Source organism: Rhizobium sp. AG207R (assembly GCF_027109195.1).
Taxonomy (GTDB): domain Bacteria; phylum Pseudomonadota; class Alphaproteobacteria; order Rhizobiales; family Rhizobiaceae; genus Rhizobium; species Rhizobium dioscoreae.
In genome coordinates this window covers 299,896-319,712 of sequence record NZ_JAEPVT010000008.1, presented here as the reverse complement: position 1 = coordinate 319,712, position 19,817 = coordinate 299,896, and the positions used below count along the sequence as shown (strand labels likewise).

Genomic DNA, 19,817 nt, shown 5'->3' with positions numbered 1-19,817 from the left:
AAAGGCTGCCCGACGACAACCTATCGGTAGCGATCGATCGTGCTCAAGCGGCCGTTGAGGGATAGAAATTGATCGTGGCAAACCTGATTGCCGGTGTGGCAAATTTCCAGGGTGTGCCAGAACATAGGCAGCTCACCGATACTCATCTCCTGCTGAAGGAGATGCTGGAGCTGGACCTGAGGGCGATGGAAGCTGAATGGCGGCGACGTCATAGCTTCGACATCGACGAACTCAACCAGCATCGCCCTTCACAAACGATCGCGCGGTTTGCTTCCGGTTCCAGCTTCGACGCCTCGCACATGAGGCCGAGTACAGTGAGCCCTATGCAGCAACTGCCCTGATAGAAATCCGTCAGCCCGTCGATCGGATGAACCATCGTCAACACACCTTGTTACGGCGATTGCATGTAGGCACCTTGGCGCTCGAGCTGAAGATCATTTTTCTATCCTTCGACAACCAGCCGTCCTCTTCCGGTCAATCTACATGAATGGGTGCAGCGTCCGAGATGCGACCTCAGATACTGTTAATTAGACCGCCGTCGATGCGTATCACTGAGCCCGTAATGTAGGAGGCCAAAGGACTTGCGAGGAACGTGACCGTATCACCATACTCCTTCGGATGACCGTATCGCCCGACGGGAATGGAGCCGGTGCTTTCTGCGGTCACTTCCGCTACCGGCCTGTTTTCCCGTTTAGCCTTCTGCTCATCTAGGAAGACGATGCGACCTGTAGCAATGCGGCCCGGCAGAACAATATTCGATGTGATGCCGTCGCGGCCGATCTCCCGAGCAAGGGTTTTCGACCAGCCAACAAGTGCAAGCCGAAGGCTGTTGGATATCCCAAGGTTGGGAATGGGAGCGACGACGCCTGACGATGTCGAGGTAATAATCCTGCCCCATTGCCGTTGACGCATGTTCGGCAGAACGGCATCCGTGACCGCAATGACCGACCGGACCATCATGTCGAAGTATTTCGACCAGTCCGCCGGCGACTGACCAGCGGCCGGTGTCGGCGGTGGTCCGCCTGTATTGTTGACCAAGATATCAACAGGACCGAACAACGTCCTGATCTGTTCGAGATTCTGCTCGATGAGGGACAGGTCTGCGATATCCCAAGTAAGAGTGATGGCGCGACCACCTTCAGCGATGATTGCGTCCACAGTGGACTTCGCACTTTTCTCGTCGATATCGGCCGCCACAACGGAAACGCCCTCCGCAGCTAGCGATTTTGCAATCGCACCACCAAGGCCACCGCCTGCGCCGAATACTAGTGCCGTCTTTTGGTTTAGCTGTAGATCCAAGTCTTCCTCCCGTGTTTCGGCCCATTATGGCAACACAATCACTCGAGGAAACCTCCGTTTTTTCCCTTTCAAACAATAGAAAAACTTTGTTGGAGTCGCTCTATGGAACCCGAAGGTCTGATCGTCGGTAAACGCTTCACCGAGTTTGTGACGATGAAAAAGCGCGGCGATCGTCAACGGATTTGGCGAGGTGAAATTCATAAAATCTGAGGTTTGAACGAACAAAGAGCGAGGTTTTGTTTTCAGCCGTGGCGCCCTAAACTTGCTTCGTCCTTGGGATTCACCCGTCCTGAGGAATTGGGATCGTGTGCAGTGTCGGCCGCATACACCACGCTCTAGGAGGAGCCAGCAATGCATACCGGCTGATGATCGCTCCGCGAATTCAGAGCAACGGCTGACTCAACAACGCGCAGCATAGGTTATGAAAACCAAGCTGTTCGCGGCACACCACAAACATCTTCACCTAATGCTCCCGCACCGATGCTGCGGCGGAGGAAGCTTGATGTCGTCTTATAATGTCTATTCGGCCAGCCCTGTTTTCGAGATGGCGCGCCGGCAGTTCGATCAAGTAGCGGATCACCTCGAAATTCGGTTGGACGAACGCGAACGCGTTTTTATGCCGAAGCGTGTCCTCGCTGTTTCGTGCCCGATCCATAGAGATGACGGCTCTGTAGCGGTGTTTCAGGGGTTCAGGGTTCAACATCATCTCACCCTGGGTCCAACCAAGGGCGGCACCCGCTTTGCGCCCAATCTTGAGGTTGGCGAGGTGGCAGCACTGGCCATCTGGATGAGCTGGAAATGCGGCTTGGTAGGCTTGCCGTACGGAGGTGGAAAAGGTGGGATCGCCGTTGATCCAAGGCTGCTTTCCCCAAGAGAGCTGGAATCCCTCTCGCGTAGATATATGCAGGAGATGATCCCCTTTATCGGCCCGCATGTCGACGTAATGGCTCCCGATATCGGGACCAACGAGAAAGTCATGGCCTGGTTCATGGACACCTATTCCATGTACCTGGGTCGAACGGTGAGCGAGGTTGTCACTGGGAAGCCAGTTTCTGCCGGCGGGACTGCTGGACGTCGCGAGGCGACAGGACGAGGGGTCAGCTATCTCATCGCTCGAGCTTGTGAAATGACCGGTGTCAATATTTCTGGCGCAACGGTGATCGTTCAGGGTTTTGGCAATGTCGGCTCAGTGGCGGCCGCCTCTCTCAAGGAACGAGGCGCCAGAATCATCGGAGTGAGTGACGATAGAGCCGCCCTTTTTGACGAGCGCGGCCTCGATATCGAAGATCTAGTCGCCTATCAGGCTCGCCGCGGGAGTCTGGCCGGTTACGAGAACGCGTCTTCCATTGCCCCGGACGATCTCCTCGTTCAGCCATGCGATATCTTAGTTCCAGCAGCCGTCGAGCGGGTTATCGACGCGCACAATGCCGGCAAGCTCAGGTGCAGAATACTTGCAGAAGGAGCAAATGGTCCAACCACGCCGGAAGCTGATCGTATCCTACGCGATCGGGGCGACGACATCTTCGTCATACCAGACATTCTGTGCAATTCGGGTGGTGTTATTGTTAGCTACTTCGAGTGGGTCCAGGGAATCCAGCAACTGTTCTGGGATGAAACGGAGGTCATGGATCGGTTGTATCGAACTCTCGAGCGCTCCTTCCAAGCCGTCATCGCCAAGGCGAGGGCCGAGCAGCTCTCGCATCGAGACGCTGCCTTGACAATCGGTGTGACAAGAGTCCTCGAGGCGAAACGCATGCGGGGTCTGTTCCCTTGAACAGCTCCTTACAGCGAAGCGCCGAAAGAAGGGAAAGCAGCGATCGGCCGATTTCCCAAGATATAGGTATCCGCCTGATCGTGGCTTTTCATGTTCTAGTATTTGCGCTGGTTCAGATCTTGGTTTCGACGCTCAATTTGTACCAGATCCTCTAACGGTTCGTCTTCGGCACATTTGCGAGGAGCCAACCCATCCGAACAGTCTTTCGGCAGGCCCGCGACCGTAGCTTCATCGATACCCAGCCAGTGCTACGACGTTGGGTACTCGAGCCATTATCCCCTTAACCTTTTCCACTTGGAGCAGCTCTTGACCGATTATGTGATAACTCCACCTGCGATAGCAAGCCTTCCCGTTAAAGGATCTGACGCCCGCTTCCCGGTGCGGCGAATATTCTGTGTCGGCCGGAACTATGCGGATCACGCAAGGGAAATGGGTCATGATCCGAGCCGTGAGCCACCGTTCTTCTTTGACAAGCCCGCGGATGCGCTGATCGAACATGGCGCCGATATCTTTTATCCCAGCAACACGAACCAATTGGAGCACGAAGCCGAACTCGTAATTGCTCTGGGGAGCGGCGGTCACGGCGTTACGCCCGATCGCGCGCTCGAACTCGTCTGGGGCTACGCCATCGGCAACGACCTCACGCGACGCGATCTTCAGACGGAGGCAAAGAAGCTCGGTCGGCCGTGGACTATGGCAAAGGGATTCGATGGCTCCGCCGTATGCGGCCCAATCCATCCTGTTGCGACAGTCGGGCATCTTGATCGCGGCGCCATCGCTCTGAGTGTCAATGGCGCTCCGCGGCAGAAGGGTGATCTATCGCAGATGATCTGGAGCGTTCCTGAAACCATAGCCACTCTCTCCACCCTGGTCGAACTGAAGGCGGGAGACTTGATCTACTCGGGGACACCTTCGGGCGTCGGGCGCCTGGTGCCCGGTGATGTTGTGCAAGTAACGATTGAGGGACTTGGGACAATCACCAATCGCGTCATTCCAGGCTAAGGTTCAAAGATTGACGGCAGCTCCGTGCTTGCAGGGCACGGAGCTCACGGCGAACAACTATGACTTTCCTATTTTCTACCTGGCTTGATGCCTTGGTGGCCGGCGCGTTGCCGTCCGTTGCCTGACATTGCATTTCAGCAAATGCAGCCGAATGGCGATGCAACCCAACCTACATTAGGTGGGACTGCATACCGGCTGCCCTACTGCACCCAGGGCTCGGGAGAGATCTCGCCAGCCCCAGTCATCGGCTCGTAAAAAGTGCCGGGCCAAGCCTACACAAGCTTCCCGCAGGCGCCGGCTATTCTCTCCATTGCCTCTTCCAATCGCGCAGTCGCGGTCGCAAACGAGATTCGGAAATATGGCCCCAGGCCGAACGCTGATCCCGGCACAACAGCTACCCCCGCTTCTTCAAGAAGAAATGTCGCAAAGTCTTTATCGGATTCGAGCATTCGCCCGTCCGGACGGCGCCGGCCAACTAGGTTTCCACACGACGGAAATAGATAAAACGCACCGTCTGGAGTGCGGCAGTTCAAACCGTCGATCGCATTCAACGCTGATAAGCACAAATCTCGGCGGGCCTGAAAAATTGCGTTGCGTTCAACGAGAAAATCCAGCGGTCCAGTTAGCGCCGCAATAGCTGCAGCTTGACTGATTGACGACGGATTGGTCGTGCTTTGCGACTGAATGGTAGCAATAGCCTTGATCAGCCACGCCGGTCCCCCCGCAAATCCGATCCGCCATCCTGTCATCGAATAGGCCTTGCTAACACCGTTGCACGTCAGCGTCCGGTTTTTTAATCGAGGTTCAACGGATGCGATCGTGGCAAACGGCCAGCCATCATATCGAATATGTTCATACATATCGTCCGTCAGCACAAGGATCTTCGGGTGCGCAAGCAAAACGTCAGCAAGCGCCTTCAACTCAGCGGCGGAATACCCCGACCCGGTTGGATTGGAAGGTGAATTAAGCACGAGCCATTTTGTGCGGGGCGAAATCGCGTGACGCAATTCAGCGGGCGTAACTTTGAAACCATTGGCTTCCGGACAGGTGATCGGAACGGGCCGTCCCCCAGCAAGCAAGACCATGTCCGGATAGCTGACCCAGTAAGGAGCGGGTATGATAACTTCGTCACCCGGATTTAGCGTGGCAGCAAAAGCATTGTAGATAACCTGCTTGCCACCCGTGCCGACCGTGATTTCGTTCGGTTCATAAGTTAAGTTGTTGTCACGCGTGAACTTGGCGACAACAGCGTCCTTCAACTCCGGTGTCCCATCGACATCCGTATAGCGGGTTTCCCCGGCATCAATCGCGCGCTTCGCAGCTTCGCGGATATGCAGCGGGGTGTCGAAGTCCGGCTCGCCTTGCGAGAGACCGATAATGTCCTTTCCAGCTCTGCGCAATTCATTCGCTAGTCGTGTGATGGCGATGGTCGGAGATGGCCCCACGACCGAAAGGGTTTGCGATAGCCGAGCGTCGCCGGTTTCTTTATCGAACTGTGCCATTTGCTTCCACTCAATCGGTTCGGAACGGCCTAGACTAGCGCGACAAAAAATTCGCATAACCTATCGTTCAGATTGTCAAAGTTTAGTTTTCCTTAATCCATGGCTCCATCCAGAATCCCAGCCGCCACATGAGGGCGGCCGGCGCTGCACGACTTCATGGAAGATCAGTGTGAGATGTTTCCTTGAGCGTAAGCACTGTCACCATGGCGATCGCAGCCCCTGCCGCCAGTAACAGGCCGGGTATCAGCTTGAAGGCAGTGAGCGAAATGAGCCAGGTCGATAGATAGGGCGTGAATCCGCCGCCAATGATGGCGGCAAGATTGATGGAGATCGCCATGGCGGTATAGCGAACGGCCGTGGGAAATTGCTCGGAATATGTGGGATAGCCGACGGCTTGAATGACCGGCATCGGCAACGTGGATATGAAGAACGCAACAGCCGCCAGCAGAAGGTTGTTCTGCGCCATGAAGGCCATCGCGGGGATCACCAGCACAAGGTAGCCGGCGAAGCCGATAACCAATACCCTCTTTCTACCGATCTGATCTGAGAGGCCGCCCCAAAATGGCATCATGAACGCCAAGAGAACGCTGACGACAGCCATGATCCAGTAGACCACGGTCTTATCGTAGCCCAGATTTGCAGTCAGGTGGACGTTCATGAAGATCAGACCGACCCAATATCCAATATTTTGGGCGCCTGCGATCAAGATCACTTTTATGATCGATGCAGGATGCTCTGCAACCACCCGCGTGATCGACGCCCTCTTCGGCTTCGCTTTTGAGATGAACTGCTTGAATGCGGGGGTTTCTTCAACATTGTGCCGAAGCAATGCAGACAGGATCACAAGCGGGACTGCGAAAAGAAAGGGGATACGCCAACCCCAGACGAGCATGAGTTCTTGACCGACGAAATGCGTCGCCAACCCGCAGACCATCGCAGCCAGTGCGCCACCCAGAGCGATGCCAACAGGCGTGGCCGAACCGTAGAATCCCCGGCGCCCGGTTGGAGCCGATTCAGCAATAAAGGCCGCCGCACCAACCACCTCGCCACCGGCAAAAAAGCCTTGCGCCAGGCGAAGCAAGACGAGGAGCAAGGGAGCGATATAGCCTGCCGTCGCTGTCGTCGGCAGAATACCGATCCCGGCGGTGGCCATGCCCATCCCGACTACGGTCACGATCAGTACACCCCGCCTACCAACTCGATCCCCCAACATTCCCAATATCAAGCCACCGGCCGGCCGGACAAGAAATGCACTCCCGAAGACGGCGAAAGTCGAGAGAAGCGCTGCCGTCTGATCGCCGCTCGGAAAAAAGATCTGCGAGAGAAAAACAGCCATGTAGCCGTAGATCCCGAATTCATAGTACTCGATTGCACTGCCAGCCGCGGCGGCCAATGCCGCGCGCTGCGCTGTCATTTCGTTCGCTCGCTTTGCATGGATGGCTGCACTTCCGGATATTTCGTCTACTGACATCGGCTGCTCCTCACTAGTGGCTGAAAAAGGGAGTCGGTTGCCACCGTCTTGATTGTTCGTTCCCCACGAAGATCGTCATCAGTTCGGCCGAGAGTGCCTGGTAGCCTTGGGATGCATCCGAAAAAGACCGCGGCTGACCGAGCCACGGCGCCGCGCGTCCCACAAGATCGCAGCTTGATGACGTGCCTCCTCCTAAAAGGCTGTCGCAGGTTGACACGGGCATTTATTCATTAAAAGATATGGTTCCCTGCCTTCGAAGTTCAGAAAGGCTTAACGTTGGAAACACGGTTCTTACGAACGTTCCTGACTGTCGTCGAAACGAGTTCGATCGCTGCGGCCGCAAGAAAAGAGAACCTTACATCCTCGGCCGTCGTTCAGAGGCTGCGTGCCCTCGAGGAGGAAATCGGTTCTCCTTTAGTACAGCGAGCCGGGCATTCTATGAGGCCTACTGAAGCTGGGCTCTCGATTCTTGAGCGGGCTCGTCTGATCGTGGCCTCCGCTGATGATTTACGAGACATAGCCAGTCTCGATCAAGAAGCTGGCACGCTGAGAATCGGGGTCATTCATTCGATGATTACCGGGCTGCTGCCCGAAATTCTGAGCGCCATGAAATCCACGCGACCAGGCATCGATGTGTATGTTCAGCCCGGACAATCTTCGGAGCTTCACGAATGCGTGGCGAAGGAAACACTGGACGCTGCAATCATTGTCGAGCCACCATATGCAATATCTAAAGCCATTGAGTTTGCAGAACTGAGGCGCGATCCAATGATTTTGCTCTGCAGCGCAATCGAGCTTGAAGACGACCCCCTCACCATCCTCAAGACCAGACCCTTCATTCGGTATGATAGAAAGCATTGGGGCGGTCGCGTAGGCGATAACTACCTCAAGAAGATCAAGGTCAATCCTGTGGAGCGATACGAATTGGACTCCTTGGAGGGAATTGCGGCGCTCGTAGATCGCGGCCTGGGTGTTTCGGTCGTGCCAGATTGGCTCCCGCCATGGCCTGCGGGTCTTCAGCTGCGAAAGATCGCGCTCGCCGGGGCAACCAGTCGAAAAGTTGGACTTCTGTATCAGCGGTTGTCAACTCGCCACCGCCTTCTCTCAGCCTTCCTGGAAGAAGCCAGGAGCGCGATATCGCGCAAGGAAGCAACGCTGCAATCTTAGCTTTCAACCAATAGGTCACATCCTGCTTTAGCTTTCGATCCAGCGGGCTTCGAACACAATTCTCGTTCAAGCGACGGGAAAAGGTTGCGCCTGCCGCACAATGCTCAGAAAATCTTAATTTCGAACATTCAATTCCGCGAGTTCTCTTAATTCTGCCAACGTGCCACCTTCGTGCGGCGACACCTCGCGCTCGCACGCCAAATGAAGTGCATCCGTGTCGATCACTCGAGATCTCGAGCGTCTGTCTAATTTGAAGAGGTTAGAAATGGCAACCGATAATGAAATCAAGAGCATATTGAGCGGAGTGACAACAGCGACCCTCACGACAATATTGCTCAAGAAGGGACTCCGGAATGTCTGGATTCGAGGCGCCATGCCGATAAGGCCCGGCCAACGCAGAATTGTCGGGCGCGCCTTTACCTTACGTTTCGTTCCAGCGCGCGAGGATCTTGCGACCCCTGAATCGTGGTCTTCGCCAAAGTCCACACGAGCTGCCATCGAAGCAATGCCAGATGGCTGCATCGCGGTTGTCGACGCAATGGGAGTAAAGGATGCGGGTATTTTTGGCGACATCCTTTGCGCCCGTATGGTGAAGCGCAATGTCGCGGCTTTGGTGACTGATGGCGTGGTTCGCGATCTTGAGGGCGTACTGGGCACCGGTCTGCCGGTATGGGCGACGGGCGCCTCGGCACCCCCATCGGTCGCGGGCCTGACTTTTGTAGATTGGGAGCAACCGATCGGTTGCGGAGGCGTAGCAATTTTTCCGGGTGACGTCCTAGTCGTTGACAGCGATGGCGCCGTCGTCGTGCCCGCTGCATTGGTCGATGATATTATCGAGTTGGCGCCGGAACAGGAGCGTCTCGAAGGCTGGATCATGGAACAAGTGAATTCGGGCGCAGCGCTGCCGGGCCTTTATCCCGCGAACGCCGAGAACAAGGCCCGATACGAACAATGGAAGCAGGATAGCAACTAAGAAGCGTCTCGAGTCCAGCGTGCTGCAGGGTGAACGCCCGTCGAATTCTTCGCCCCTCGACATTTGGCATGATATAACGAAGCTGCGGCAACCCGGTTGCCGCGGCTTTGTCGTAAGGAGAGGCGATGGATACTCGTTTCATAGAGAGCTTTTTGGCAGTTGTCGAAACCGGCTCCATTGCCGCAGCCTCGAGACGATTGAATCTGACGCAAGCTGCATTGGCGCAACGATTGAAAGCCTTGGAACGGGATATTGGCGTTCCATTGGTCTCCCGCGTTGGTCAAACCGTCAAACCTACGTCAGCCGGACTTTCGATTATCGAGCGCTCTCAAAGTCTGCTGGCCACTGTTCGACAGATCCGCTCGATTGCCATGGAAGACGCAAATATCGGTGAACTGCGATTGGGTGCGATATCAGCCGCAATGATTGGTATTATTCCATCTGCACTCGAAGATTTTTGCGGATCCTTGCCGCGCGTTGGGGTGCATCTGACGCCTGGCGTTTCGGAGGCGCTTTACCAGCAGGTCGTCGATGGTGACCTTGATGCAGCGATCATCATCAGACCTCGTCATTTTACAATCCCCAAAACGTGCGACTGGCAGCTTCTGTTGGAAGAAGAGTTTGTCGTACTCAAATCGCTCTCGCTTAGCTCCGAGGATACTGTCGAACTGCTGCGCGAACACCCGTTTATCCGCTACGATCGCCGCCATTGGGATGGCCAGATCGCTGACCGATATCTCATTGAACTTGGCGTCCAGCCACAGGAACGATTTGAGATGGATGGAATAGACGCCATCGCTGCGCTTGTGGAAAAAGGGCTTGGTGTCTCCCTCGTTCCCGATTCCTACCCCTTGCGGTCCATGAACTACCGTGTTGCCAAAGCAACTCTTGGCAGCGGCGCGCCATACCGCGAGATCATATTCCTGTCGAACCGTTCTTCACCTAACTCTCGGTTCCTGGAAATCTTTTTTCAATGCGTGAGTTCAAGCATCGCAAACTCCGGCCGAAACGACCATCAAGATGCAGATAAGCCATTGGAGCACATCTAGCATTTGTCGAACTCGGCGGCGGCTTGCTGGGATCAATTGATGTGCAGGCACGATCTGTGCCGCCATCATGTCTCAGTGGCAATGCCGATTTTCGAGCTCGGAGGCCATTTTCGAGGGCCGTCCCCGACAACCGCAATCATCAATTACATTTCAATTGAGATCAGAGGGGAGTTGGCGCTCACATTTGCCCCGGATTTACAGAAAATCTTGCAAACACGCCCGGAGATTTGCGCGCGAATGGTCACTTCCATCTTCATCGCCTCAACGATAGCGACTGCCTGGCCAGCGCCGACGGTATCACCAACGGCAACACCGATTTCGCGGACAACGCCAGGCATTGGCGCCAAGACGAGCCCCTCACTTTCGTTCTTTCCGTGATGTGGCATCAATGCCAGCATTTCCGCTGCAAATGGCGAAAGCACCCTGGCCATTAAACACCGGCCCCTATGGTAGACCGCGATCGCCTCGGCGGAAATGCGAACCTGGCACGCCAGGTCAATATCGTTGATCACACCCACGAACGTCGGCTCGGAAGGCAGCCAGGCAGTCGACAAATCGAACTGTTCTCCCTCCGCAAATATAATCAGGTTCCCGTCGCCCTCACCGCGCACCGCTACCGATATTTTAACTTCCTGGTCGGCATCGGCGTTGTCAAGAATCAGCACATACCTACGCTCAGTATCCGTGCCGAACCCATCGACATTCTCTCGCACCTGTTCCAGCCGATGATGAACCGATGCGCAAATTGCCGCCATCAATTTGCGATGATCACCCTCTGGCATTTTTGGTTTGGCGGTCGCCCCATATTCTTCCGAGATAAGGGACGTGGAAAGGTGACCGTCAAGCCAACGTGGCAAGGTCATCAGGGATGAAAGGAAGGAGAGATTCGTCTGAATTCCATCGATCGCGAAGCTGTCCAACGCCATGATTTGAGCCTCCATCGCCGCGTCGCGTGTCGACGCATGCGTTATTAGCTTGGCGATCATCGGATCGTAGTAGACCGTTACCGAACTGCCCTCCTCCACGCCGACATCCACTCGAACGGTGGCGTCCGCGTAAGCGCTTACCGGGGGCCGAAACAGAGACAATCGACCGGTCGAGGGAACAAATCCTTGTGCTGGATCTTCGGCGTACACGCGAGCCTCGACAGCCCAGCCCTGAAGCCGAACGTCTTTCTGCTTCAACTGGAGTCGCTGGCCGGCTGCTATGCGGATCATTTTCTCAACCAGGTCGAGGCCAGTGACGAATTCGGTCACGGGGTGTTCGACCTGCAGTCTCGTATTCATCTCAAGAAAATAGAAGGATTTGTCCTGTCCCACGACGAATTCGACGGTGCCAGCCGAATCGTATCCGACTGCTTTGGCCAAGGCGACCGCCTGAGCGCCCATGATTTGGCGCGTTTCCTCGTCCAGCAACGGCGAGGGTGCTTCTTCAAGAACCTTCTGATTCCTGCGTTGCACGGAACACTCTCGCTCGCCAAGATGGATCACGTTGCCATGCTTGTCGCCAAGCACCTGGATCTCGATGTGACGAGGCTCGCGGATAAATTTCTCTACGAAGACGCGATCATCGCCGAAAGACGACGCCGCTTCGGATCTGGCTCGATTAAAACCTTCCCGAGCTTCGTCCTCGTTATAGGCGATCCGCATCCCTTTTCCGCCCCCGCCCGCGGAAGCCTTGATCATCACCGGATATCCGATGGATTCAGCAATCTCGACCGCGTGATCCGCCGTTTCGATCGCGTCGGGATAGCCGGGGACCGTCGAGACGCCGGCGGCGGACGCGGCCTTCTTGGATAGAATCTTGTCGCCCATGGCGCGGATAGCCCGGGGATTCGGTCCGATGAACACGATGCCTTCCCTCAATAGAGCCTCCGCAAACGCCACTTGTTCGGAGAGAAACCCGTAGCCGGGATGGACCGCTTCCGCCCCCGTTGACTTGCATGCAGCGACAATTCTCTCAATTGCGAGGTAGGATTTGGACGCTTCCGAAGGGCCAATATGAACCGCTTCATCAGCCATGCGCACATGTATGGCATTGCGATCGGCGTCGGAATACACTGCCACCGTTGCAATGTTCATGCGCTTTGCCGTGCGGATGATCCGACACGCGATTTCGCCGCGATTTGCGATCAGAATCTTCTTGAACACCGCGTTCCTACTTTCCGGCTGTTGTCATCGCTCGCAACGCTTCGATAACATTTGCTCTGGTTTGACTTGGGGTGATGAGATCAAATCGGTCGTGACAAGAATTGCCGACGCTGGCCTGAGCCGGGTTGAACTCCGCGACCGCACGTGGCCAACAGAAGCGCCGGCCATCCGCAAAAAAAGACGACCACATGGCCAAAGCAGAGAATGGTGATGGTGTGCCAGTGGCAACGAATATTCCCGGGAAAGCGGCCTGCGATACGACTGAGAGAAGCCTCGCATATGCCGACAGAGATCTGGCATGCGCGTCGAATTTACCGGCTCGCAAGCCCGGCGTGTCCCAAAACCAGACCATCGGAACATTGTGCCGGTCGCAAAGGGCGATGAAGTCTCCGGCCTTGTTCATCTCCTCGGCTCCCGCCAAGCCTGCATTCACCAGCGGCTGGCTGGCGACAACGCCACATGGCCGACCGCCCAATCGAATGAGTGTTGTGAGGAGGCCACATGTCTGCGATGGCCTCAGCTCAAACGCGTCACCATGATCTGCGACGCTCCTGATAACCTCGCGCATATCATAGCGCGCACCGGCCTCAATGCCATCGAGGCCTGGCGAAAGCCGATCTTCGGGATCGGGAAAGCGCCGTTTTCCATGATCCGATAGCATTGAAACGAGCCGGCGCAAGGCAAGAATACCGGACACTTCGTCTTCATAGTGAGAACTGGTGACCTCCTCGGCACGCGACAGGTCCGAAAATGCAACGATCTCGTTCGAAATTCGACGCGTCAGGCGGGGGCCAATAAGCGATACGCCAGCATCAACACCCGCAGTCAGAACGATATCCGACAGTGAAACCGATACGGCGTCCACACCGAGGCACTGGCCGAACACAATTGCAATCTCAAGGTTTTCAGCTCGATTGCGATGACCAGCCATCAAGGCCAATGCCTCGACAGCTTCACCTTCGCAAGAGGAATTCGCGACCGTGTCGTCGTAAAGACCGATCAAAGGCAACCGCCTCTGTCGTGCCATGTCGCGGAGACGGCATAGAGCTCGGACTTCGACCCGCCCGACAGTACCGCCAGCGAGGTCGGGACTTCTCGCAAACGCCAGGGCGCGCTGCCCGTAGATCTCCCCTTCGGCGGTGACAACACCTCCGTGCTCGGAGCCCTTATATGCGGTCTCGTCAAAAAGCAGCGAAAGCCGTTCCGGCATCGTTAGCCGTCCGCTCGCGTGTGGGCTCTCCCCGCTATCGTTCTGTTCGGGTGTCGAGGCGACCACCCCGTCTGTCCAATCGATCGCAGCAACAAACTCGGTCGGAAATTCCGTTCTGACAAAGGCTTCAATCTCAACTGGGGCTGCGAGTTCGTTCTCCAAGGAGGCACGCGCTTGTAGAGCCTCGTCAAGGGAAACCGATACGAAATTGATCGTGTTACCCGGACGTATCTGTGCCAGCGCGCCGAGGTCGGCGCCGATCACTGTAGCGATCTTCGGATATCCGCCGGTTGATTGGCTATCGGCCATAAGCACAATCGGCAATCCGTTGCCCGGAACCTGAATCGACCCCATGACCACGCCGTCCGATACAATGTCATACCCTTGGTTATGGCGCAGGTGCGGACCATCGACAAAGACTGCCATCCGGTCGCTACGTGCACTCACCTCCCAAGGCCCATCAAGAAACGCCCGATACTGGTCGTCGTCAAAATAGTTGCGCTGTGGTCCGGGAATGACTCTGATCGTCTGTTCCGCCCTTGCCAGCCAAGGCGCAATCAACCGTCCCTCGGGACCACAAAAGGACTTCGTGCCCGTTACTTCGATTCTATCGCCGCCCGCGAGACAACGCCCGTTGATGCCTCCGAAGCCGCTGCGTGTATGCGTGGCCTGCGAACCCAACACGCGCGGTACTTCAAACTTGGCGGCAATGGCCACGTAACACCACGATCCTGTCTCGCCCGCCGCGATCCTGAGCCTCTCACCAGTCCTCAATGTGAGACGGCATGGCGTCGCAACGAGTTTACCGTCGCGCGTGACGACGAACCCCCCACCGACCACGGCAACATCGACCGCAGCGGACAAGCTCGAAATTTCTAACCCACCAAGGGAAACTTCTATGGCGGTTGCGTCTCGATCATTCCCCACGGCAATGTTGGCAAGCGCGTGGGCGAGCGCGTCCATCGGTCCGGCATGCGTCACACCGAATCTCAGATAGCCACGCCTACCCCCATCCTGAAGCGACACACCGGGTCCGGCGGAATGGATGAGAACAGTGGTCATCGCTTTTCCTCGATGTCTTCGATTTCACCGAAATTGATTTCACCCGAAGCGATGCGCCCCTCAAATTCCATGAATTCATCTGGACCGACCGGCTTGAAGCGCACGCTGTCGCCCGGCCGGAGCAGAAACGGATCGGCGCGGCTCGGATCATAAAGTTTTATCGGGGTGCGCCCAAGCACATACCAACCAGTTGGCATGGCAAACGAAGCAATCGACGCGAGGCCGCCGCCAATCATAACGGCACCTGTCGCGTGGGGCGGACGCGGCTTTTCCCGACGTGGGATTTGAAGGCTTTTCGCAAGACCTCCCAGATAGCAATAGGCAGGTGCGAAACCGTACATATAAATTCTGTATTCGGTCGCAGAGTGTACCAAAGCGACTTGATTGCGGGAAAGGCGGGTCACCTCGGCGACCTCATCAACGTCTTCGCCGAAGGATTGCTCATAACAGCAGGGGAGAAGCCATCTCTTGCCCGAAATCGGTCGCTCAGCTTTCTCGAAAGCAGATACGATTTCCAAGATCGCGACTTGCAGGGCCTGGCGGGACAATATCAGGGGATCGTAGTGAACCATCAGCGATCTATAAGTCGGCACGAGTTCTCGAATACCCGTTATCGGCAGCGCCGACAATTTCTCGTCGAGAGCAAGAACCCAACCGTTGATCGCAGGATCGACAGTGGTCCCGAATTCAACCACGAGCGCGGCTTCTCCAGCGTCATAAAAACGCGGAAGCGGTGGGGAAGGACTAGTCATGACGAGAACGATTCCAAAGTAACGCCGGCGCCTTGCATCACGGCTCTGACCCTCTTTGCGAGTTCCACGGCGTGGGGGCTGTCGCCGTGGACGCAAATCGAATCGATCGGGGTTACGAGTGCTTCCCCCGCGTCAGTAACGATCGCGCCGCGCTCAACCATCTCGAGTGCGCGGCGCGCAGCGAAATCGATGTCTTCTATCAGCGCGCCGGGATGGCCTCGCGGAATAAGTTGTCCGCGTTGGTCATATCCGCGGTCTGCATAGATCTCCTGATAGACCTGCAGCCCTGCCGCGTCTCCGGCTCGTACCTGTTCCGTCAAGGCGGTCGCAAGCAAGGCGAGAGCGGGATCGACCGCGCGCACTGCCCTTGCGATGGCATCCGCCACGGAGCGTTCCTCCGCGGCAATGTTTGCCAGTGCTCCATGGGTCTTGACGTAGGACAATCGTTTTCCAGTAAGCGCCGCGATACCGGCTGCGGCGCCGATTTGATAGGCAATCAGCCGTTCCACTTCTCCGGTCGAGAATGGGATCCTGCGGCGGCCGAAGCCCCACAAATCCGGAAACCCAGGGTGCGCGCCGATAGATACGCCCCGATCGGCCGCCAGCGCGAAGGTCTGCGCCATGATTTCGGGATCGCCCGCATGCAAACCGCAGGCGATATTTGCCGAGGTAACGATCGAGAGCATCGCTTCGTCGCTGCCGAACGTATAAGGGCCGAAGCCCTCCCCAAGATCCGAATTAAGGTCAATAGAATTGGGCATGTGACGCCTCCCTGTCGCGACGTTTGCTTTGAAGATTGCGCGGACGCGGCTCTGTCGCCGATGGCCGCGCAGCCCTCACGCACATTCCTCTCCCAGTTCAGATTCGCATGGCTCGGAACATGAGGAAAGGTTCATTTCTCTAGCTTCAGAATTAAGCAAAAGTGATGTCTCGAACCAGCGCCAGCACTCCATCCCTACCTTCAAACCCGGAATCGGGAGTTACTCGGCTCAAACGCGTCGCCCCTTTCGCAAGTATCGCTCCAAGGTGACGACGGCCCGGCTCGCCGGGTAACTGATGGCGAGGTAAATCAAGAAGATGAAACTGTAGATCTGGATGTATTTGAAACTCTCGGATGCGAGCAGCTGCCCGCGAAACATGAGGTCGCCCAAAGATATTGTGGAGACCAAGGCTGTGTCCTTGAACATTGAGATAAAATAGTTGCCTGTCGGTGGAAGCACGATGCGGGCCGCCTGCGGGAGAATGACCAGCGGCACGAAGTGAAGTGAGCGCATCCCAAGAGCCCGTGAAGATTCCCACTGCCCTCGGTCGACCGCCTCGATACCTGCTCGAAACACTTCGCTCAGATAGGCGCCGTAGTTGATGGAAAGACCGACGATGCCAGCAACGATCGGAGACAGCCTGATACCGAAGTAGGGGAAAACGTAAAAAATATAGAATAATTGAAGCAGCAGCGGCGTACCGCGAATAAGCTCGACGAAGATAACGGAGCCAATCCGGGCCCAGGATGGCGCGCCATGAATTTGGCCCAGGGCAAGTATGATCGCGATGACGAGAGCCACCGCCATACTCGCGAATGTAAGCCCCACGGTAAGCTGCAATCCGGCCCACAACTGCGGCCACCATATCAGATACTGGTCGATAAGATTTGTCATTTTTTTGTGCATTCCCCAGTTTGTGGCCGAGTTTGCTCGAAAGGCCTGCGGGAGCTTCGCTAGACGGCACAGCGACGAATGCCCGTGCATCCCTCGCTGTGCCCCTCATCATGGCTTCAGGAAAAAGTCCGTTGGCGTCAGGCCATATTTCGCGAAAATTTTCGCCGCCGTTCCATCTGAAAGCATGGTCTTGTATTGCTTGTTGAAAGCAGCGAGAAATTTATCGCTTTGGCCTTTGGCGACACCGAACGCACACATCGAGCTGGCTTTATCTTCAGGAACGTAATCGGCGACCAGCTCGAAACCAAGCGTTGGTGTTTGCTTCAAGGCGTAGGCCGATAACGAGGCGTCGACCACCGCCGCGTCGATCCGACCGGCAGCGAGGTCGGCGAAAACATGCTGAATTGTCGGATAGGTGTGAACGTCCATGGGCTTGTCAGCCGGGCATGCTTTGGCCGCCTTCTGCAGCATTTCCAAATAGGAGGTGCCCTGGTAGGTGCCAGCCGAGTGACCGCAAAGATCCGCGACCTTATGAAGCTTCGCAGGGTTGCCCGCCTGGACGTCAAGGGATTCCGGATTGAAGAAGATGCCATCGGTGAAGTCCATCTGCTCCTTTCTTTGGGGACGAACGTACATCGCGTCGCCCATCAGCTGGATGCGGCCGCTCTGAACCGATGGGATGAGACTTGAGAACGGCATTGCCACCGTGGTGATCTTGACGTCGGCACCTTCACGCTTGAGTGCTTCCTTCAGAATGTCGATGAGGGCACCACTTCCTTCATGTGTGGCAGAATCGATGAACGAAAGCGGCACTTCATCGGCGGTCCCAACGACGATCTCTTTCTTTGCCTTTATCTCATCCAGCAGGTCTCCCGCCCAGGCCATGGTAGCCCCGGATGAAAAGACACAAAATGCTGCAACAATTGATCTTCCTGTTGAACCAAGCTTCATATTGAGTCCTCCGAACTCGATCTTGCGTGAGCACCGGCGTCACGCCGGATGCGGTTTTCCTGGGAGGGACATTGGCAAGGACAGATCAGCCTCGTCCGCCGAACTCGTGGTCAAAAACGGTGGAGCTTTATCAAGTTCGATCTATGACGAGTTGTCCCACGGCTACAGCGCGAGATCGTAACCGCGAGGCCAGAGCGAACTCATAGGTGCGGAGACGACGAAGTTCTCATATTCGAACAGAATTGTCATGATCGCGCGTTTTTGAATTCAAACGCCTGCGCGCAATCATAACAACGCTCAAGCGCCTTCAACCATTTCTTTGTGCGCCAAAGGCGCCTCTAGTTCGCAGGCTCGAGCGATTCATTTTTGCCAATCATTCGGAACTCCCACTAAGAAGTGCCGACGAAATCACCGACACTTTCGTTCCCCTGCCCTTTTTGTGTTTTGGGTCAGCGACGATGAAATAAGAACCGTGCGGGCGATGCTGCGCAACGAGGAAAAACTGTGTTCTGAAGATAGGTGAACTTCGTTGCGAGATTCCCGAAAAATGTCGAAATCGATAGCGGATAAACAAGAGGTTCCGTAATCGATGTCGATTCTCGCAGCACGTGTTCGCAATGTGGTCCCCTCTGCGACAACTGCCGTCACAAAACGAGCGGCAGCCCTGGCGGCCGAGGGCCGGGCCGTCATACGCCTATCCGAAGGCGAACCGGATTTCGACACGCCCGAACACATCAAGGACGCCGCTCGTGCGGCCCTTGCCGCCGGCAAGACCAAATACACCGCGACAGACGGGACCCCTGAATTAAAGCAAGCGATCATCGACAAACTCAAGCGCGAGGATGGGCTGGCCTACAAGCCCGATGAAGTCATCGTTTCGACCGGCGGAAAACAAGTGCTCTACAACGCCTTTATGGCGACGGTCGAGGCGGGTGATGAGGTGATCATTCCCGCCCCGTACTGGGTGTCCTTCCCAGAAATGGTGCGGTTGGCCGGCGGTACGCCGGTCATCGTTGAATGCGGCGAAGATGTTGGTTTCAAGCTGACGGTTGAAAAGCTTCGCGAGGCACTGACGCCGCAAACGAAGTGGGTCGTTCTCAACAATCCGAACAATCCCTCCGGCTGCTGCTATTCGGCAGACGAACTACATCTTCTCAGCGAAGAGTTGCTTGCTTGGCCCGATGTACTGATCATGTCCGACGACATCTATGAGCACATCATCTTTGACGGTGGTGCGCATCATACGATCGTTGCACTGGAACCTGATCTTCGCAGCCGGACGCTTCTTTGCAATGGCGTGTCGAAAGCCTATGCGATGACAGGTTGGCGCATCGGCTACGGCGCCGGCCCCAAGGAGCTCATCGCCGCTATGGCGACGATCCAGTCGCATTCAACGTCCAACCCGAATTCTATCGCTCAGGAGGCGGCCCGCGCAGCGCTGTCCTCGCCCATGGACTTCCTGAAGGATCAACTCGCGATCTATAACGAGCGCCGCGTCAAATGCAGCAAATGGCTAGATGCAATAGACGGTCTCGAATGTTCGAATCCAGGCGGTGCTCTTTATCTCTTCCCGTCCTGTGCCGGCCTTCTTGGCAAGAAGACGCCTCTCGGCACTGTGATCGACGGTGACGTTGCATTGGCAACTTATCTTCTGGACGAGGCAGGCGTTGCCGTCGTCCCTGGTGCGGCCTTCGGCCTCTCCCCCTATTTCCGAATTTCGATTGGCGAACCCTTGGATCGCCTTGAAGCCGCCTGCAAAGCCATCGCCGCGGCGTGTGGGCGCCTCGCCTAGTTGAACAG

General features: G+C 56.2%; 16 protein-coding genes. 7 read left to right on the top strand and 9 right to left on the bottom strand.

The features are described from left to right. The first annotated feature begins 68 nt into the window (after window positions 1–68). A complete protein-coding gene (locus JJQ51_RS21115; RefSeq protein WP_269245287.1) occupies window positions 69–341 on the top strand; it encodes a hypothetical protein in 273 nt (90 codons plus the stop codon). A gap of 172 nt (window positions 342–513) precedes the next feature. Here JJQ51_RS21115 and JJQ51_RS21110 read toward each other — a convergent pair whose 3' ends face one another. Beyond that, window positions 514–1,299, bottom strand: a complete 786-nt coding sequence (locus tag JJQ51_RS21110; protein ID WP_269245286.1) for an SDR family oxidoreductase — start codon at window positions 1,297–1,299, stop codon at window positions 514–516. Window positions 1,300–1,801: 502 nt separating this feature from the next. On the opposite strand from JJQ51_RS21110, the gene JJQ51_RS21105 reads away from it, so the two are divergent. Together JJQ51_RS21105 and JJQ51_RS21100 are read left to right on the top strand one after the other, a co-directional pair. Further along, complete coding sequence (locus JJQ51_RS21105) at window positions 1,802–3,073, top strand: Glu/Leu/Phe/Val family dehydrogenase (protein WP_269245285.1); 1,272 nt, start codon at window positions 1,802–1,804, stop codon at window positions 3,071–3,073. Window positions 3,074–3,391: 318 nt separating this feature from the next. Then, a complete protein-coding gene (locus JJQ51_RS21100) occupies window positions 3,392–4,075 on the top strand; it encodes a fumarylacetoacetate hydrolase family protein (protein ID WP_442967342.1) in 684 nt (227 codons plus the stop codon). 272 nt (window positions 4,076–4,347) lie between these two features. Here JJQ51_RS21100 and JJQ51_RS21095 read toward each other — a convergent pair whose 3' ends face one another. Then, a complete protein-coding gene (locus JJQ51_RS21095) occupies window positions 4,348–5,577 on the bottom strand; it encodes a pyridoxal phosphate-dependent aminotransferase (RefSeq protein WP_269245283.1) in 1,230 nt (409 codons plus the stop codon). Between the two features lie 154 nt (window positions 5,578–5,731). Then, a complete protein-coding gene (locus JJQ51_RS21090; protein WP_269245282.1) occupies window positions 5,732–7,048 on the bottom strand; it encodes an MFS transporter in 1,317 nt (438 codons plus the stop codon). 276 nt (window positions 7,049–7,324) lie between these two features. On the opposite strand from JJQ51_RS21090, the gene JJQ51_RS21085 reads away from it, so the two are divergent. The 3 genes from JJQ51_RS21085 to JJQ51_RS21075 all read left to right on the top strand — a co-directional run bounded on the left by JJQ51_RS21085 (window position 7,325) and on the right by JJQ51_RS21075 (window position 10,237). After that, window positions 7,325–8,215 carry a LysR family transcriptional regulator gene (locus JJQ51_RS21085; protein ID WP_269245281.1) on the top strand — a complete coding sequence of 297 codons (891 nt, stop codon included), beginning with the start codon at window positions 7,325–7,327 and terminating at the stop codon, window positions 8,213–8,215. 265 nt (window positions 8,216–8,480) lie between these two features. Beyond that, window positions 8,481–9,188 carry a ribonuclease activity regulator RraA gene (locus tag JJQ51_RS21080; protein ID WP_269245280.1) on the top strand — a complete coding sequence of 236 codons (708 nt, stop codon included), beginning with the start codon at window positions 8,481–8,483 and terminating at the stop codon, window positions 9,186–9,188. 125 nt (window positions 9,189–9,313) lie between these two features. Then, a complete protein-coding gene (locus tag JJQ51_RS21075; RefSeq protein WP_269245279.1) occupies window positions 9,314–10,237 on the top strand; it encodes a LysR family transcriptional regulator in 924 nt (307 codons plus the stop codon). A gap of 143 nt (window positions 10,238–10,380) precedes the next feature. On the opposite strand, the gene JJQ51_RS21070 is transcribed toward JJQ51_RS21075, so the two are convergent. From JJQ51_RS21070 to JJQ51_RS21045, 6 genes are all read right to left on the bottom strand, one after another. Then, window positions 10,381–12,387 (bottom strand): acetyl-CoA carboxylase biotin carboxylase subunit, encoded by a 2,007-nt coding sequence (locus tag JJQ51_RS21070; RefSeq protein ID WP_269245278.1) that lies wholly within the window; start codon window positions 12,385–12,387, stop codon window positions 10,381–10,383. Window positions 12,388–12,394: 7 nt separating this feature from the next. After that, the gene (locus JJQ51_RS21065) at window positions 12,395–14,659 is read right to left on the bottom strand and encodes a 5-oxoprolinase/urea amidolyase family protein (protein ID WP_269245277.1); all 2,265 of its coding nucleotides are present in this window, start codon (window positions 14,657–14,659) and stop codon (window positions 12,395–12,397) included. Next, window positions 14,656–15,411 carry a 5-oxoprolinase subunit B family protein gene (locus tag JJQ51_RS21060; RefSeq protein ID WP_269245276.1) on the bottom strand — a complete coding sequence of 252 codons (756 nt, stop codon included), beginning with the start codon at window positions 15,409–15,411 and terminating at the stop codon, window positions 14,656–14,658. Before JJQ51_RS21060 ends, JJQ51_RS21065 begins: the two co-directional genes overlap by 4 nt. Continuing rightward, window positions 15,408–16,172 (bottom strand): LamB/YcsF family protein, encoded by a 765-nt coding sequence (locus JJQ51_RS21055; protein ID WP_269245275.1) that lies wholly within the window; start codon window positions 16,170–16,172, stop codon window positions 15,408–15,410. Before JJQ51_RS21055 ends, JJQ51_RS21060 begins: the two co-directional genes overlap by 4 nt. Before the next feature lie 228 nt (window positions 16,173–16,400). Continuing rightward, complete coding sequence (locus JJQ51_RS21050) at window positions 16,401–17,066, bottom strand: amino acid ABC transporter permease (RefSeq protein ID WP_269245274.1); 666 nt, start codon at window positions 17,064–17,066, stop codon at window positions 16,401–16,403. Window positions 17,067–17,174: 108 nt separating this feature from the next. Next, window positions 17,175–18,017, bottom strand: a complete 843-nt coding sequence (locus JJQ51_RS21045; RefSeq protein WP_269245273.1) for a substrate-binding periplasmic protein — start codon at window positions 18,015–18,017, stop codon at window positions 17,175–17,177. A gap of 589 nt (window positions 18,018–18,606) precedes the next feature. Between JJQ51_RS21045 and JJQ51_RS21040 the strand changes: the two genes are divergently transcribed. Further along, window positions 18,607–19,809, top strand: a complete 1,203-nt coding sequence (locus JJQ51_RS21040) for a pyridoxal phosphate-dependent aminotransferase (RefSeq protein ID WP_269245272.1) — start codon at window positions 18,607–18,609, stop codon at window positions 19,807–19,809. Window positions 19,810–19,817: the final 8 nt, after the last annotated feature.